13 protein-coding genes are annotated in these 15,864 nt (G+C 58.5%); 3 read left to right on the forward strand and 10 right to left on the reverse strand.

Annotated features, from left to right (window positions below):
* Positions 1–166: 166 nt before the first annotated feature.
* Positions 167–1,792 (forward strand): sigma-54-dependent Fis family transcriptional regulator, encoded by a 1,626-nt coding sequence (locus Mal15_RS14460; protein ID WP_147868424.1) that lies wholly within the window; start codon positions 167–169, stop codon positions 1,790–1,792.
* Between the two features lie 11 nt (positions 1,793–1,803).
* Here the strand turns inward: Mal15_RS14460 and Mal15_RS34895 are convergent, their stop codons facing one another.
* On the reverse strand, positions 1,804–1,932 hold the full coding sequence (locus tag Mal15_RS34895; RefSeq protein WP_261344624.1) for a hypothetical protein: 129 nt from the start codon (positions 1,930–1,932) through the stop codon (positions 1,804–1,806).
* Positions 1,933–2,094: 162 nt separating this feature from the next.
* Between Mal15_RS34895 and Mal15_RS14465 the strand changes: the two genes are divergently transcribed.
* Entirely contained in the window at positions 2,095–2,283 is a 189-nt protein-coding gene (locus Mal15_RS14465) for a hypothetical protein (protein ID WP_147868425.1), read from the forward strand.
* 306 nt (positions 2,284–2,589) lie between these two features.
* On the opposite strand, the gene Mal15_RS14470 is transcribed toward Mal15_RS14465, so the two are convergent.
* From Mal15_RS14470 to Mal15_RS14505, 8 genes are all read right to left on the reverse strand, one after another.
* The gene (locus tag Mal15_RS14470) at positions 2,590–3,846 is read right to left on the reverse strand and encodes a DUF1559 domain-containing protein (RefSeq protein WP_147868426.1); all 1,257 of its coding nucleotides are present in this window, start codon (positions 3,844–3,846) and stop codon (positions 2,590–2,592) included.
* A 798-nt stretch (positions 3,847–4,644) separates the two neighbouring features.
* Positions 4,645–5,901, reverse strand: a complete 1,257-nt coding sequence (locus Mal15_RS14475) for a DUF1559 domain-containing protein (protein ID WP_147868427.1) — start codon at positions 5,899–5,901, stop codon at positions 4,645–4,647.
* 491 nt (positions 5,902–6,392) lie between these two features.
* A complete protein-coding gene (locus tag Mal15_RS14480; RefSeq protein ID WP_147868428.1) occupies positions 6,393–6,629 on the reverse strand; it encodes a hypothetical protein in 237 nt (78 codons plus the stop codon).
* A 137-nt stretch (positions 6,630–6,766) separates the two neighbouring features.
* A complete protein-coding gene (locus tag Mal15_RS14485; protein ID WP_147868429.1) occupies positions 6,767–8,032 on the reverse strand; it encodes an MFS transporter in 1,266 nt (421 codons plus the stop codon).
* Positions 8,033–9,148 (reverse strand): hypothetical protein, encoded by a 1,116-nt coding sequence (locus Mal15_RS14490; protein ID WP_147868430.1) that lies wholly within the window; start codon positions 9,146–9,148, stop codon positions 8,033–8,035.
* 486 nt (positions 9,149–9,634) lie between these two features.
* The gene (locus Mal15_RS14495) at positions 9,635–10,837 is read right to left on the reverse strand and encodes an efflux RND transporter periplasmic adaptor subunit (RefSeq protein WP_147868431.1); all 1,203 of its coding nucleotides are present in this window, start codon (positions 10,835–10,837) and stop codon (positions 9,635–9,637) included.
* Positions 10,838–10,839: 2 nt separating this feature from the next.
* On the reverse strand, positions 10,840–13,203 hold the full coding sequence (locus tag Mal15_RS14500) for an ABC transporter permease (RefSeq protein ID WP_147868432.1): 2,364 nt from the start codon (positions 13,201–13,203) through the stop codon (positions 10,840–10,842).
* Between the two features lie 3 nt (positions 13,204–13,206).
* Positions 13,207–13,929, reverse strand: coding sequence for an ABC transporter ATP-binding protein (locus Mal15_RS14505; RefSeq protein WP_233903446.1), 723 nt, complete (start codon positions 13,927–13,929; stop codon positions 13,207–13,209).
* Positions 13,930–14,263: 334 nt separating this feature from the next.
* Between Mal15_RS14505 and Mal15_RS14510 the strand changes: the two genes are divergently transcribed.
* Positions 14,264–14,719 (forward strand): c-type cytochrome, encoded by a 456-nt coding sequence (locus Mal15_RS14510; RefSeq protein ID WP_147868434.1) that lies wholly within the window; start codon positions 14,264–14,266, stop codon positions 14,717–14,719.
* A gap of 19 nt (positions 14,720–14,738) precedes the next feature.
* Here the strand turns inward: Mal15_RS14510 and Mal15_RS14515 are convergent, their stop codons facing one another.
* Positions 14,739–15,668 (reverse strand): helix-hairpin-helix domain-containing protein, encoded by a 930-nt coding sequence (locus Mal15_RS14515; protein ID WP_147868435.1) that lies wholly within the window; start codon positions 15,666–15,668, stop codon positions 14,739–14,741.
* Between the last annotated feature and the right edge of the window lie 196 nt (positions 15,669–15,864).

Raw genomic sequence — 15,864 nt, forward strand, 5'->3', positions numbered from 1 at the left:
TTGTCGCGATCCCTTTAGGCACGTTGCGGGCCAAACCGATCAAAAACCTCTAAGTGGATACTGGCAAAGGGCTTGTGGCGATTCTGTCGTGTTCTCTAGTGTTACGAAAAATCGTTGTTTACGAAATGTCGTTTCTTATTCGCGAGTTTTCGTGTATCTTCCAGCGATGCTTGAAGAAAAGTCCCCACTGATCCGCGAGCCGAAACGCTTGCTGCTGGAAATGGCCCAGCGTTTGAACGTGGACGATGCGTTGAAGTTGATCGTCGACCACCTTGCCGCGTCACCGGCGGTGGCGTTGGTCCGCATCTGGCTGATCCGACCGGGGGCGGGCTGTGAGACCTGTCCGCTGCGTCGAGAATGTCCCGACCAGACCCGCTGCCTGCACTTGGCCGCCAGTGCGGGGACGTCGTCAGTCGATGCGCAATGCGACCTGACGCGCACCGACGGCGCGTTTCGAAGGTTTCCGATCGGGGTGCGCAAGGTCGGTCGCATCGCGGCGACGGGGGAAGCCTTGGAGGTCGGCAATCTGTCCGGCCGACCGGATTGGCTGGTTCATCCGGACTGGGCACAGGCCGAAGGCATCCGAGGTTTCGGAGGACAGCCGTTGGTCCATCGCGGTCAGGTTCTGGGGGTGTTGGCCGTGTTCAGCCGCACGACGATCAACCAAGAGGACTTGGAGTGGTTGCGGACGATCACCAACCACGCGGCCGCTTCGATCGCCAACGCGTCTGCGTGGGAAGAGATCGAAACGCTGCGACGGCGGTTGGAAATGGAGAACGACTATCTGCAGGAAGAGGTGCGATCGCGAAACGCGTTCGGCGACATGGTCGGCAACAGTGCGGCGTTGCGGAAGGTTGCCGAGCAGATCGAACTGGTCGCCCCGACCGATTCGACCATCTTGGTGACCGGCGAGAGTGGGACCGGCAAGGAACTGGTCGCCCGCGAAATCCATCGGCATTCGGCTCGTCGTGATCGACCGCTGATCAAGGTCAATTGTGCGGCGATCCCGCGCGAGTTGTATGACAGCGAGTTTTTTGGGCACACCAAAGGCAGTTTCACCGGTGCGTTGCGTGATCGCGTCGGGCGATTCGAGCTGGCCGACGGAGGAACCCTGTTCTTGGATGAGATCGGTGAGATTCCGCTCGACTTGCAGAGCAAACTGCTGCGGGTGCTTCAAGAAGGCGAACTGGAACGCGTCGGCGAAGAGCAGACACGGCGTGTTGATGTTCGCATCATCGCGGCCACCAATCGCGACTTGAAGGCGGAGAGCGAGGCGAAGCGGTTCCGCGGTGATTTGTATTATCGGCTGAGCGTTTTTCCGATCGAGTTACCACCGCTTCGGCAGCGCAAGGAAGACATCCCCTTGCTGGCCGAACACATCCTTTCCCAGCACGCCCGCAAACTGGGGCGTGAAATGCCAAGGCTGACGAAGGCAAACGTGCACGATCTGGAACGTTACGATTGGCCCGGCAACATCCGCGAGTTCCAGCATGTTCTGGAACGGGCCATGATCACCTCCAAGGCGGGGCGGTTACGCTTTCAACTCGATCCGACGGCCACGCCAAGCCACCGATCGGCAAGTCGTCCGCCCGGAGCGATGCGGCCGAGCGATGGGGACGACGTGATGACGGTCGGTCAGATGCGTGAACTGGAAGCGGCCAACATCCGCCGTGCCCTGATGCGAACCCATGGAAAGGTGTCCGGCGTCGGCGGAGCCGCGGAGCTGTTGGGCATGAAGCCGACCACGCTCGCGTCACGTATCAAAAGCTTGGGGATCGATGTGCGTCGGTGAGTCGTGATTGGTCACAGCCAACCGAGGTCGACGTTCAGCGTGCAGTTCTCGCAGATCATCAACTGGACGTGTTCATCCAAATCGATCTCGGTGTACTGCATCGCGCCTCCAAGCTTAAACAGCTTGATCAAATGTAGCATGATCTCGCATTGTCAGGGGGGCGTACCGCGGCACCGTCTGTTGAGACCGGTTCGCCAGCAGGATCGTTGATCGATCAAGGCCGAATGCAGCTGTTCGAAATCTAAAGGAAAGCTATAATTTGGGCCTGTTTAAAGTTTTAACGTCTATTAAAGGACATGTTGATGAAGCGTTTGATCGCAACGTTATCGTTCGGGCTGTTGTTTGTTTCTTTGACCGGTTGCCCTTCGCCAAGTCCGGACGCGGTGACTGATGCGGACCAGTCCGCGATCGACGCCTACTTGGCCACCGAAGCCGAGGAGCAAGCGTCATTGCAAACCGAGATGAAAGATTCTGCGAAAGCTGCCAAGTAGCGTCTTCGACGCTCGGTTTTCTTCGTGCGATGGTCCTTCCGGGCTGTCGTCCGTGGAACTCTGGATAATGAACCGGAAAGGACGTCGTATAACCATCCGTTGATTGCGTCTCACCCGATCGGCCAGACAATTCGAATATGCCGCGTTTCGCTTCAGCCATGAGCGCGGCGGTCGCTCAAGGCGACACGCCATCAGTTGCTGAGTCTGTTTCTATTCTGGCGCACGAAAAAACTCTCGGGCTTTTGCAAGCCCGAGAGTTTTTGTTTGAATTCCGTGTTGCCGAAACGGCAGCGAATCGGGGTTCGCTTATTGATTCAATTGTTCTTGAATCGTTTCGCGAGATGCCCGCGTTCCGAGAGCACCCCAAAGTCCGTAGGGGCTTTGCGATCCGGGTGACGAAGTGGGGTCGGTGGGCGTTTGCCAAACCATTTCGTGGTGCGGGTCACCGGCTTCGATCGAGTCGGTGATGAAGATCACCGCCCCGTCAGCCAACAGGATGTGAGCCCCGCCCTGGTGTCGACTCGACGGCGGGAACATGCCGGTTTGGCCCGAGTTGTTTCCGCCACCGATCGGTGCGTTGGGCGGAAGAATGGTGTGACAGCCGCTGAAGTTGGGGCGGAAGTCGGCCCACTTGAAACCGCGTCCGTTGTTCGCGTTTTCGGTCGGGGTTGCCGGTGCCCAGTAGCGCGGTCGATCGGGGTCGATTTGGTTGTTGTCGATGCAGTAGCTGGGGTTCAAACGGATTTCGTTGGGCGGGTTGCCGTTGATGCTTTGTGTCCCGCGGGTATCGCGGTCGCCCAGGTCGGTCAGGATTTCCCCAAACGCGATCGTGTTGGACAGGCCATCCAAAATGTCACGGAATTTGGAGTCTTTGTGCGGCACGAAGGTCCCACGGTCGGCGGCCAGGGAGCGTTGTGCCCAGCCGGAGTTGGCGACGACTTCACCGCCCTGCGCTGCCTGGTGCTGCTTGGGACCGCGGACGGACCATTCCATCGAATCGCCCAAGCAGGCCGCGTAGTTGGTACGACCTTGGGCCGGCAGTCCGACGCCGGGGTCGCTGGGGCATCGCAGCATCGGGATCTCGGTGACCCAGGGCCGGTACTGGATGAATTGAACCGTCGGGCCCATCGGAGGCCACGCAACCGACAGCGGCGTCCCCGGGCTGAGTGCGTCGACGAAGCTCGGATTGGAGATCTCGTCCCACAGGGCTTGTTGTTCCATGAACGGCGTCAACCCGATCAGCGCGCTCAGACGCCATGCGTTGGAGTCGCCGTAATTGGTCCACCAGTTTGTGGTGGCCGCGGTCGTGCCGAACGGAGCCGCTCCGCCGTCCGGGCTGCCCGTTCCCACTCCGTGGATCGGAAGTTGTTTGTAAGCACTGTGGTAGTTGTGCATCGCCAACCCCAGTTGCTTGAAGTTATTGCTGCAACTCATTCGGCGAGCTGCTTCACGTGCTGCTTGGACTGCAGGAAGCAAGAGTCCGACCAGAATTCCGATGATGGCGATGACAACCAGAAGTTCCACAAGGGTAAAACCGTTGCTCATCCGAGCGGGACGCTTCATTTAAAGATCTCTGTAGATAGTGCGAAAGGTGAATTGGAGTGTCAACTGAGTGAACCTACGTCTTGGTGGCCAAGTTTCGGTCGATCAGCTGGCAAATTGAAAAGAAAAGAATGCAGCGGCCGATGACGTGATAACGCTAACCATGTGGTGTTTTTGGCGTACTTCCGTGGTGGATCGTCAAGCCGTGATGTCGCTAGCCTTCTTAGCCATAGATACTTTCCAAACGAATCGCTACGTCAAGGGTCCGAGACGGAAATATCTTTGCCCTTAGAATTTAAATGTGCTGCGCAGCCCTAATGTCTCGGTTAACGCGATTGAAATTCACGCTACTAAAAAGAGATTTAACAAGCTCGGTTGTCGACTCCTCCGCCTAAGTTGCAGATTTCAACATAGCAATCTTCATAAAAGAGAAATGTTGCTCCGTAGAGCATCAAGCGATAATGACGCCACGGCAGCTATCGAATCATCAATGTACTAGCGACGTGTGATAGTGATTCCCCCTGCGCTATGGTGTGCTAATCAGGTGAACCGTCGGTCACCCGGAATGATGGATGGTGGTGGCAGGTCCGTCCTCCCCCTGCCGTTGGCTCTCGGCCATCGTGAATGGGCGAGAGTCAATAACATCGGCAACGGTGTCAAACGATTCGGCAACCGTTGGTGTTTAGCCTGCAGGCGATTCCGCGTCGCTGCGATGCAGCAACACCGTGCTGCTCGAGGGACCCACCGGCTGACGACGATATCTCACTGGTCTGTCCGGATCCGTTGGTCTGTCCGGATCCGTTGCGGACGTGAATCGGGTTATTGATTCAATGATTCTTGAATCACTTCACGTGACGCGCGTGTTCCGAGGGCACCCCACAACCCGAATGGACTTTGTGAACCGGGCGACGACGTGAGATCGGCGGGAGTCAACCAAACCATTTCGTGATGCGAATCGCCGGCTTCGACCGAATCGGTCACAAAGATCACGGCGCCGTCGGCCATCAGGATATGAGCACCGCCCTGGTGTCGGCTTGATGGAGGAAACATCCCGGTTTCCCCAACGCTGCTTCCACCGCCGATCGGTGCGTTTGGCGGAAGGATGGTGTGACAGCCGCTGAAGTTGGGTCGAAAGTCGGCCCATTTGAAACCCCGTCCGTTGTTGGAGTTTTCGGTCGGCGTGGTGGGGGCCCAAAACCGCGGTCGGTCGGGATCGACTTGATTGTTATCGATGCAGTAACTGGGGTTCAATCGGATTTCATCGGGCGGGTTGCCGTTGATGCTTTGGATCCCTCGGGTATCACGGTCACCCAGGTCGGTCAAGATTTCGGCAAATGCGATGGTGTTGGACAGGCCGTCCAGGATGTCACGGAACTTGGCATCTTTGTGCGGCACGAACGTCCCGCGGTCGGCAGCCAGGGACCGTCTTGCCGAGGTGGAGTCGGAGACCATCTCACCTCCGCGAGCGACCTGGTGTTGTTTAGGGCCGCGGATTGACCAGTCGATCGAATCGCCCAGGCAGACCGCGTAATTGGTCCGACCTTGAGCCGGCAAGCCGGCGCCGGGATCGCTGGGGCATCGCAGCATCGGCAGTTCGGTCACCCAGGGGCGGTACTGGATGAATTCAACGGTCGGTCCCATCGCCGGCCAGGCGACCGACAAGGGAGTGTCCGGGGCGAGTGCATTGACAAAGCTCGGGTTGGAGAGCTCATCCCACAGCGCTTGCTGTTCCATGAACGGTGTCAATCCGACCAGCGCGCTAAGACGCCAGGCATTCGAGTCGCCGTAGTTCGTCCACCAGTCGGTGGTCGCGTCGACGACACCAAAGGGGGCCGCGCCGCCGGCCGGGCTTCCAGTCCCCACGCCGTGGATCGGAAGTTGCCGATAGGCGCTGTGGTAGTTGTGGATCGCCAACCCCACCTGTTTAAAGTTATTGCTGCAACTCATCCGGCGGGCGGCTTCTCGGGCGGCCTGTACGGCTGGAAGCAACAGTCCAACCAGGATGCCGATGATTGCGATGACAACCAAAAGTTCCACCAGGGTGAAACCATTGCTCATTTGAGCGGGACGCTTCATGTCTGTTTCTCGGTAGTGAACGCGAAAGTGAATTCAAGCGTCCACGGAACGAACCGACATCTTGGTGAGCAAAGATCGGAGCGCCGGCGGACAACTTAAATCGAAGAGGGTAAAGCCGATTCCCAGCGATCGATCCGCGCCCGAGAGGTGTCCGCCAATAACTAGGGGCACGGAAAACGGCTGCCTTGAATTCGGCTTGCGTGCCTATAGATAGTTTCTAAACCGATCGTGGCGTCAAGAGTCGACCGATGAAATCAATCGCTTGATCTGGGTTACCGTCGACGAGGTTCCCTAACGAGCTGATAACGCAAAGGCATTTGACCCTAGCAGATCGAGCGCCCGAGACATTCACCGGCTCTTCATTTTGCACCGTTGGCGCTTTCGATTCAGCAGCCTTGATGATGCGCATAACGTGTATAACCACGGTGAGTCGACGCTGTTTGCAACTCATTGTGAATGCGTGCGACGTCCTTGCTGACGCTCTGAAGTATCTAGTCGGCCGCGTCGAGTTCCACCCCACGCTGCACGGTCACCGTCCCGAAAAGCCGCGCCAGCTCTTGTTGTAGATTCAAGATCTCGGCATCCGAGTCGGTTGCGATCGCCAAGGCATCAATCACCGTCGCCCCATCCTGTTTGACGATCCGGTGTTCGGGATGTTGGTCCAATGAAATCTTGTCGTCAAAATCGGACGCTTCGACGGGCGGATTGAAAATGAATCGTGTGGCCATGTTGCATTCCAAGTGGCGTTGACGAAACAAACAATGCGGCGACGGTGTCCGCATCGTTGGAATCCAGACATTCTAACAGGGCCGCGTCGCGACGTGGTTGGTCTCGGCACGACCGCCAATCGGGAAAGCCCTCGGCGTCAATTCCATTCAGACGCGTTCCCCGCGATTCGGCGTGCCAGTGCGAAGGCGACCAGCGCGGATCCGAGGCTGATCCCGCTCAGGACCAGGACGGCGGGGGGGTATCCGAAGACGGACTGCAGTCTGCCGATCAGTGCCGTCGACCACGCTTCACAGGCATTGGTCGCCGCCATAAAGGCCGTGAATTGGGTCGCCGCCAACTGCGGATCGGTCAGGTTCATCAACCAGTTGTATAACGCCACCGTCATCCATCCGATCGTGACGGCAACGATGCTCAGCAGGACCAGAAGGTGGTTACCGCTATCGCCAGCGAAGGTCAGGTCACTGACCGCAAACGACGTGATTGCCAACACATTGATCATGATTGCGATTGCGAGAAAACGACCGCTATTGATTCGATGTGACAGTCGGCCGGCCAGCAGAGAGCCTGTGATCATCCCCCCGATCATCGCCGTGGACGTGAATTGTCCGATCGCGTATTCAGGGTAATCTCGATCGATCAGAAACGGACCGATCACGGCTTCGAGTGATTTGAAGGCTGCGGGGACGGAGACCGCAACGAACAGACCGAGCCAGATTTGACCGCCTCGCAGATCGGCTAGCAAGGCACGCCACATGGCAGCAAATCGTGCCAGCCACGGCGCTGGGAGCTCTTGCTTCAGCCCGTTTCCAGAAAGCTGAAACTTTCTTTCGCGACAACCGATCAACAGCAAAATCGAAACCAGCACCAAGAGGATCAGTACACAGACGACACCGCCGAATCCGATCCATCGCTGAAGCATCAGTGATCCGCCGCCCATCGCGGCGCGGCCGACAAGCACGCCGCCTTGCATCCATCCATTGAGTGCCCCACGCTCCTGAGGCGTTGATTGCTGGATGCACAACGCATCGACCGAGATATCTTGCGTTGCGGCCGCCACGGCGTGTGCCAGCAAACACGCCGACACGGCCGTGAACTGTTGTTGCAGATCAAGGAACAGCAACGGCATCAGGGTCAATGCCATCGCCGATTGGCTGGCCGTGATCCAGTGTTTGAATCCCCAGCGTGGCCCACGAAGCAAGTCGATCAGTGGCGCCCACAAGAACTTGAGGGTCCACGGCAAGATCAGAAAAGCCATCAACCAAGTGATCTGCTCCAGTGGGACGTCCAGCGATCGCAGGCGCGTCGGCAGTCCCAGCCAGATAAACCCGATCGGAGCGCCCTCGCTGAAATAGAGCAGTCCGAACAGGACTTTCCGGCCGGTGACTGTCGAGAGCAGATCCACTTAGATTTCGACGTGCGTCACTCCACCGACTTCGTCAAAGTGTCCGATCTTGAGGACCTGGCCCTTGGATCCCGGCAGCTCGGCAACGAATGCCGGATCACAGACCATGACCGGCGGCGACAGGGAGGTCCCGATCGTGATGCCGACCGAAACGAGGTACGACATCCCCACGGTGAACGCGACGAACCAGGGGATCTGGCCGGCGGCCATCCGGATCAGCTGATCGCGTTTGGCGCGCGAGAGTTCATTTTCAACGCCGTATTGTTCGATCACGTCGTGTCGCTGCAGCGGGTTGGTCAGCGCCAACATTTCGTCGAACGTGCAACCATCGGTGCGGTTCTTTTGATGCGTCCTGGTTGCTCGCAAGGCGGTTTTACGGCGCTGGAACTCGAGTTTTGCCTGGTAGGCATCGATCGCTTTTTGACGCCGCTGGATCGCACGATTAGCGATCGCCCTGGGCATCGCCAACCCCGCGTGGGCCGCCTGACGCAGCACGTGCTGCGGACGCCGAAACAAGTACATCCGCCGGTACTCGGAATAGACCTCTTCCTGGACTTTATTGATTGCCGCACGAAGCCCTTCTTCGGGGGTGAAAACGAGTTCGTCGTCGACCTCGATGCAAAGCGGTTTCAGGTAGTAGACCTTGACGCCATGTTTGCGCCCCGGGCCGGCTAGGAACTCGTCCAGTCGCGTCTGCACGCAGGCCGGAATCGGATCGGTGATCTTGTCGAAGTGCTGTTGTTCGGTCACGGTGAAGAACAGCTTGCTTTTGGGCAGCCGGATCGAAGCTTTGGTGAGTTCCAATTCCCGGACTTGGGTGAATTGCCCACGATGTTCTTGCTGGACGTATGCCCAGCTCTTTTCCTTGGAGGTCCAGATCCCGGCTCGGCGAAGCATGGTTTCGGCCATCTCTTTGCTGGCGTCCTTCGGCGGGACCAAAATCGGATCGCTGGTCCACGTGCCAAAAGGTTCCAGTTCTTGGTCGAGCGTGAATGGTTTGGCGGTCCGTGGATCGACCGTTGACGGCCGGACGCGTGGCTTGGAATTCGCAGTCGCTTTCGAAGCGGTGGCTTTAGAATTCTTTGCGACACCAGAAACCAGAGTGGTCATTGTCATACGGACGCTCCCCGTGCATTAAACGTCGTGATTGGAGAAGTAGGCCTCAAGCGGCAATTGTCATCAGGCCCCGACGATCGGAGATCAGGGCGCGAGAAAGCGTGGTGCCGGGCCGGTCAGATAAGTCTACCGGAAGTTGATGGTTCAGCGGCAAGGATTTGTTTATCAATCTCGGGAAATCCCGGCAGATTCTGCGGGGATCCATGTCATGGGGCTCCGCGTTTGTGCAGGGGCTTCACCCCGATTCCGCTAAGCAAAGCTCACCGCGGGGGGACGCCCGCGCCGGCGCGAACTGGCGGATGTCAAACGATGATCAGCCGTTTAGCGCGAGCCTACGCGGCCTGTTGATTTTGTGAGCCGTAAGGCGCTAGCCTACGGGCCCTTGCCAGAGGAAAACAACGCTTACGATGGCACGATTCGTTTTTCGCCGCCCGCTGCCGTTGCCGCGAGTACCACGGCCCTTCCGCGCCGGTCTGCCAGGGAAAACTACTTGGCGACCACGGTGACGGGTGTGCCGGGTTCCAATTGATCGCTGGGGTATTCGATCACGCGTTCTCCCTCGGCCAATCCGGAAACGATTTCTGCGTGCGATTCATTTTGAACGCCGACCTCGACTTTGCGCAATTGGGCTGCACCGTCTTGCACGACCAGCACGTGCCATTGCTGTTCGTAGCGAAACAGAGCGTTGTTGGGGATCAGTAGAGCGTTGTCGAGTTGCTTGACGGTGATCCGTGCTTCGATCCGATAGCCGTCGCCGAGCGAGGCGATACGGTCAGGCGGTTCATTGAAATCGGCGATGACGTTGACGCGCTGCTCCTCCACGCCCAGTGAGGAGATTTTGGTAAAGGCGCCCGGCTCGACGACGCGGACGCTGCCTCGGAGCGGGCTTTGACCGCCCCAGTGTTCGATCGTGACCTCGGCACCGGAACGGATCTTGACCGCATCGGTTGACAGCACATCGATCTCCATTTCCAAATTGCGTGGATCGCCGACTTCGATCAGCGGTGTCCCAACGGCGACCACCGTCGAGCTTTTTTCCAGCACGCGGAGCACGCGTCCTTCGATGGGTGAAAAGATTTCGAAGGGCGAAACCTGGACGTTTGGATCTTCGCCTTCGAACTGATCGAGGGCGGCTTTGGCAAGTTTCAATTCGAATCGCGAGATTTCGGCGTCAAAGGCGGCCGTTTCGATGGCTTGTTTGTCAGCCAGCATGACGGATTCGGCAATGTCATACTCGTCGCGTGAGATTCCGTTTTGCGGCATCAGGCGTTGGGCGCGTTCAAACTTGGTTCGGCTCAAGTCGAAGTCGATCTCGGCTTGTCGTTCGCGGGAATCGGCTCGCAGCACGGCGGCCTCGGCGGCCTGGACCCGCGCCTGAGCCTCGGCGAGCGAGCGTTGGTCCAGCAGCGCGGGATCGCTGGGCAGGATCACCGCCAGCAAACGCCGGACATCGATGTAGTCGCCTTCGCGAAGTTCGATGCGTGACAAGCGGCCGGACACGGGAGCGGAGACGGTGTATTTTTCGCGAATCCGGGTCTTGCCGTCTTCGACCACCGACACCCGCAGCGGACCGCTGGTTGCCCGAGTCGCCCGAACGGCAACGGGATCGGGAAACAGCGCAGCGGCGGCGACCATCGCCAGCGCGATCGCCAAGATTCCCCACAGCAAAGTCTTCAACGAGAATCGCACCACTAATCCCTTGTTTTGAGGACGCTGATCAGGTCCAGGTGTTTGACACGTCGTTGCACCAGGGTGGCCGAGAGGATCGTCGCGACGACCACGACCGAGGCGGCCAACAGCAGCGTGTTGCGGCTGACGACCAACGGAATCCGGTAATTGTCGGTATCCAACCCTGCGGTCGTGATGGCCGCCAAACCGTACCCGATCAGGCAGCCCAGCGGGATCGCAAGTGCGGTAAAAATAATGATCTCGCCCAACAAAACGGTGCTGACTTCACGATTGGTGAATCCGATGACCCGCATGGTCGCCAAGTCGCGTTGACGCTCGGACAGCGAGATCCTGGCCGTGTTATAAACGACGCCGACGGCGATCACCGCGGCAAACATGACGATGAACGAACGCATCACCAAAATATTCTCCGCCACGGTCTGTTCAAAACTCTGCATCATCGCGTCTTTGATCGTCACACTGCCCACACCGGGGCGTTGTTCCAGTTCGGCGAAGACCGCATCGATGCGGTTCGGATCCACTTTTAAAAACGCACCCGATGCGACGTTCGATTCCTGTAGAACCTCGTGCAGCCGAGTCTTGTTCATGTAGGCATTCAGCCCCGCGAACTCCTCCACGATCGCGGAGACTTCCAGCGTCAACGTCGGGCGTTTCCCTTCCAACACTTCGACGATCACCTGATCGCCGACCGTCGTGCCCAGGATCTCCGCCAGCTTGCTGTTGAGCATGATGCCGTACTGGGGAATTCGGACCGGTCGCTCATCGACATCCAGCAAACGATACAGTTGCGGATCGGGCAGCAGACCCATGATACCGATCCGCCGCGAACGATTTTGAAATCGGATCCGTGTCGCGACGCTACGCATCGTTTCACTTTCCAACACGCCGTCCAGATTCTGCACTTCGTAGATCACCGATTCGGTCGCCGGTTCGACAAAGGTGACGGTCAGGTCCTGTCGCTGTGCCAGACGGAACTGAAAGAGCATCATGTAGTTCATGGCGTCGAGCGAAAAATTACCCAGCACCATCACGGCGACGGCCATGGAAATCCCGACGATCGAAAGCCCGGCGCGGAGCGGCCGCCGGGTCACGTTGCGAATCACCATTCGCATCTCCGGCGCGATCCAGCGTTTGGGCAGCAAACGTTCCCACCACGACGTTCGATAGGTCGGCGGGGCTTCGGGCCGCATCGCTTCGGCCGGTGGCAAGGTGACGGCCGAGCGGACCGAAACAAAGGTTCCCACGACGGCGGCGACGGTGGTCATCAGGAACGCCGCCGCGACGGCCGGCCAGTTGACAAGAAAATCCAAGGCCGGGAATTTGTAAAATTCCTCATACATTCCCATCATGCTGGCCCCCATCCAGAATCCGAAGCCCGAGCCGGCGATCGACCCGCCGACGGTGATCACGAAAACCAAATTCAAGTAGTGCGCGCCGACTTCGAAATCGGAGTAGCCGAACGCTTTCAGGGCGGCGATCTGCTCGCGTTGTTGAGAGATGATCCGCGAAACCGCGATGTTCAGCAAAAATGCAGCGACTCCCAAAAAGATCGCCGGCGCCATCACCGCCATGCCACGTAGTTGAGATAGTTCATCGGACAGGTAGCGATGCGACAGTTGCTCGTCGCGGTCATACGAACCGACGCTTCCGTAGGGCTTGAGCAAGCGGTCGAGTTCATCGATGACGCGGTCGGTCTCGTGCCCCAGTGCCAAGCGGACCGAGACGTTGTTGAATGCTCCGGTCATGTCAAAGGCGGCTTCCAGGTCACGTCGGCCGATCCAAAAAATTCCGAACCGCTTGTCATCCGGCAAGATGCTGCCCGGTTGCACTTGAATGACGTACTCCGGCGACAACGCGATGCCGACAATCTTCATCACCTGGGTCTTGCCGTTGATGATCGCGCGGACCTGGTCGCCGGGGACAAAACCGTGGGCCTTGGCAAACACCTCCGAGACGACGACTTCGCCGCTGTGGAGCGGTTCGATCATTCGACCCCGCCGAATGTAGACCTGGTTCAATTCGCTTTGGCCGCGGTCGGGAATGCTGATCAGCCGGGCCGTGGCCGGTTCAGACATTCCGGGGACATCCAGCAACACGTCATACACCAATCGTGTTTCGACCGCAGCGACCCCTTCGATGTCCCGCAACCGCGACAGCATCGCATCGGGCGTGCGGTGCGTTGATGAAAACAGGTCTGCGAATCGATAGTCGCGGTAGAATGCGTCCTTCGTCGCCGTCAATGACCGATACGCACACATCGACATCACAAACGTCGCCACCCCGGCGGCGATGACCAACACGATCGCCGAGGCTTGGCCACGCAACTGATACAGGTCCCGAAGCAGTTTGCGATCCAGCTTTCGCATCGCTCACCACCTCAGGTCTTGTGCCGAAATCTTGGTCGAATTGGATTCGATCCCGGCGATCTGACCATCGGACAACAGGATCACCCGATCGGCCATTTTGGCGATTTCCGCGTTGTGCGTGATCACCGCCGTGGTCGTCCCCAATTGTCGATTGATCTGTCCGATCGCCTGCAGCACGACGATGCCGGTTTGCACGTCCAACGCGCCGGTCGGTTCGTCGCACAGCAAGACCTTGGGGTTCTTTGCGATCGCGCGGGCGATCGCGACCCGCTGTTGTTCCCCGCCGGACAGCTGTGCGGGGAAGTGGTCCGCGCGGTCTTTTAATCCCACCATGTCCAACGCCTCCAACACGTCCATCGGATCGGCGGCGATCTCGGTGATCAATTCGACGTTCTCTCGGGCCGTCAAGCTGGGGATCAGGTTGTAAAACTGAAACACGAATCCCACGTTGTCACGACGATAGCGTGTCAGCTGTGACGGATCGCTGGCGGTCAGTTCTCGGTCTAGATAGTGAACCGAGCCCGAACTGGGCGCGTCCAGTCCGCCCAGGATGTTCAGCAACGTCGACTTTCCGCTGCCCGATGCCCCCAGCAAGACGACGAACTCGCCTTCGTACAGATCCAAGCTGACGCCCCGCAACGCGTGCACCTTGACCTCGCCCATTTGATAGATCTTGGCGATGTCGACGGCCCGAAACACACATCGCTGCTCGGTGGGGGGATTCAAAGAATTCATCTGCACAGGAACGGAGCCGGTTTTCGTCAATGATCGTCACGCATCGGAGACGCTGGCAAGAGTACCCCCATGGGCAAGAGCGTTGCAACCGTTGGTGTTTCGGCTTGAGGGACCGTCCAGCTTAGGGCGATGCTTTTCTTGGGGGACGATGGCCCTTCCGGGCCGTCGCCCGTGGGGCTTTAGCGCGACGACCTAGAAAGGACGTCGTACAAGACAATTTGATTCTGATGACGAAATCGCTTGTCCTTTGGCACATCGGTTGCAACTTTGACGATCCAGCAGCGCGACTGTGCACTCTTTTTCCTCCCGCAATCCAAACAGATCCATGGTCAATGATGTCAAAAAGGTCTTGGGCGTTGTTTTGTTGTCGACGGTTGCGGGCTGTACGTCGGATCCGAAATCGGGTTGGGGATTCACCTTGCCCGAAGGGGATGCCGTGCGTGGCAAAGCGACGTTTGTGGAATTGAAATGCAACGCTTGCCACACGGTGGCCGGCGTGGAGTTGGACCAGACAAACCCCGAAGAGGTGGCCACGGTTGCCCTGGGAGGCACGAAGGGCTACGTCGTGACCTACGGCGAGCTTGTCACGTCGATCATCAACCCTTCCCACCGATTCGCGCTCGGCTACATATCCGAGGAGATCAAGGAAGGCGAGGTCTCCAAGATGCGACTGTACAACGACGAAATGACCGTGACACAGCTGTCTGATTTAGTAACGTTCTTGCAAGAGCATTACCAGGTCGAGATCTATGTTCCGACGCCGTTTGTGCCCTACTACTGAAACCACGCGGCGCTGGTCGTCATTGTGGTTGCTTCCGTAGGTAGACTTCGCGGCATTCGTCTTCGCGGCCGCGAATGATGCGGCAGCCGTGCAGTTTTCCGAATTGTGATGTGATCACCGTCCAACGACCGTGTTGTTGATCGTCGTCGCGGTAGATGACGACCCAGTCCTTGGTCGTATTCAATTCATGTGCCCTGGCGGAGTTGGAGTACAGTGCGGTGTAGTGACGACCGTCTCGCTCGGTGTGCAAGATCGGCAACCAAGCGACGTTGCCGGGGTTGAACTTGGTCGGGGCGACCTTCGGCAGTTTGTCCTGTTGGGCTTTTTGGCGGTATTCCGCATCGATGTCCAAGATTTCTCGTACCGGAATCGAACGGTCGGTGGCCGGGTACAAGGGCGCCGTCGGACTGGGGGAGCGACGCAGACGTTCGGCGAGCACTTCTTGGATCGCCGCGGCACGCTTCTTTCCGATCCCGGGCACTTCATCCAATTTGCCGTTGATCGCGGCGCTGTAGAGTTCGGGCAGGGTTTCGACGTGTAAGGCATCGTAGATTCGGTGGGCCAGTTCGGGACCGATCGTCGGCAAGGTCGTAAAAATCTTTTCGGCGGTCGCTTCACCACGCAGTCGGTCCAGCAGGGGGACACGACCGGTTCGTAGATACTGGTCGATCAAACTGGCGATCGATTGGCCGACCGTTTCGATTCGGATCAGCCCGTCGATGCCGTGCTTTTGGTCGATCCAACGGACGGGCGTTTGCAGGTTCAGCAGCGTCCCGGCGGCCTTGCGGTAGGCCGACACGCGGAATCCGCTGGCGTGTTGCGATTCCAGCAGACTGGCGATTTCACCCAGGTGATTGGCGATCCGCCGGTTCTCATCCAGGCCGGATTGTCGCCGCTGGGCGGGATCGTCGACCGGAAAGAGCGACGCCTGGGAATTTGCATTTTCCATGACACACCGCCTGCAGGTTTGTGGTTGTCCGATCGTCACCAGAAAACCCCGTCGGGTTTGTACAATGATATACCTGCAACGCGGGTGCCGTTGCGGACGCAACCGTTTCACCAAGTACAACGGCCCCGCGCGGGCGGTCTGGTACGATGGCCCTTCCGGGCCGTCGAGCAGTGTGACGCGACGACCCGGAAGGGAC

It is taken from the genome of Stieleria maiorica (assembly GCF_008035925.1).
Lineage (GTDB): Bacteria > Planctomycetota > Planctomycetia > Pirellulales > Pirellulaceae > Stieleria > Stieleria maiorica.

Coding starts and splice junctions, on each gene's coding strand:
- Mal15_RS14460 (WP_147868424.1), top strand. CDS start 167: ATGCTTGAAGAAAAGTCCCCACTGATCCGCGAGCCGAAACGCTTGCTG.
- Mal15_RS14475 (WP_147868427.1), bottom strand. CDS start 5,901: ATGAAGCGTCCCGCTCAAATGAGCAATGGTTTCACCCTGGTGGAACTT.
- Mal15_RS34895 (WP_261344624.1), bottom strand. CDS start 1,932: ATGCTACATTTGATCAAGCTGTTTAAGCTTGGAGGCGCGATGCAGTAC.
- Mal15_RS14510 (WP_147868434.1), top strand. CDS start 14,264: ATGGTCAATGATGTCAAAAAGGTCTTGGGCGTTGTTTTGTTGTCGACG.
- Mal15_RS14490 (WP_147868430.1), bottom strand. CDS start 9,148: ATGACAATGACCACTCTGGTTTCTGGTGTCGCAAAGAATTCTAAAGCC.
- Mal15_RS14500 (WP_147868432.1), bottom strand. CDS start 13,203: ATGCGAAAGCTGGATCGCAAACTGCTTCGGGACCTGTATCAGTTGCGT.
- Mal15_RS14470 (WP_147868426.1), bottom strand. CDS start 3,846: ATGAAGCGTCCCGCTCGGATGAGCAACGGTTTTACCCTTGTGGAACTT.
- Mal15_RS14480 (WP_147868428.1), bottom strand. CDS start 6,629: ATGGCCACACGATTCATTTTCAATCCGCCCGTCGAAGCGTCCGATTTT.
- Mal15_RS14515 (WP_147868435.1), bottom strand. CDS start 15,668: ATGGAAAATGCAAATTCCCAGGCGTCGCTCTTTCCGGTCGACGATCCC.
- Mal15_RS14465 (WP_147868425.1), top strand. CDS start 2,095: ATGAAGCGTTTGATCGCAACGTTATCGTTCGGGCTGTTGTTTGTTTCT.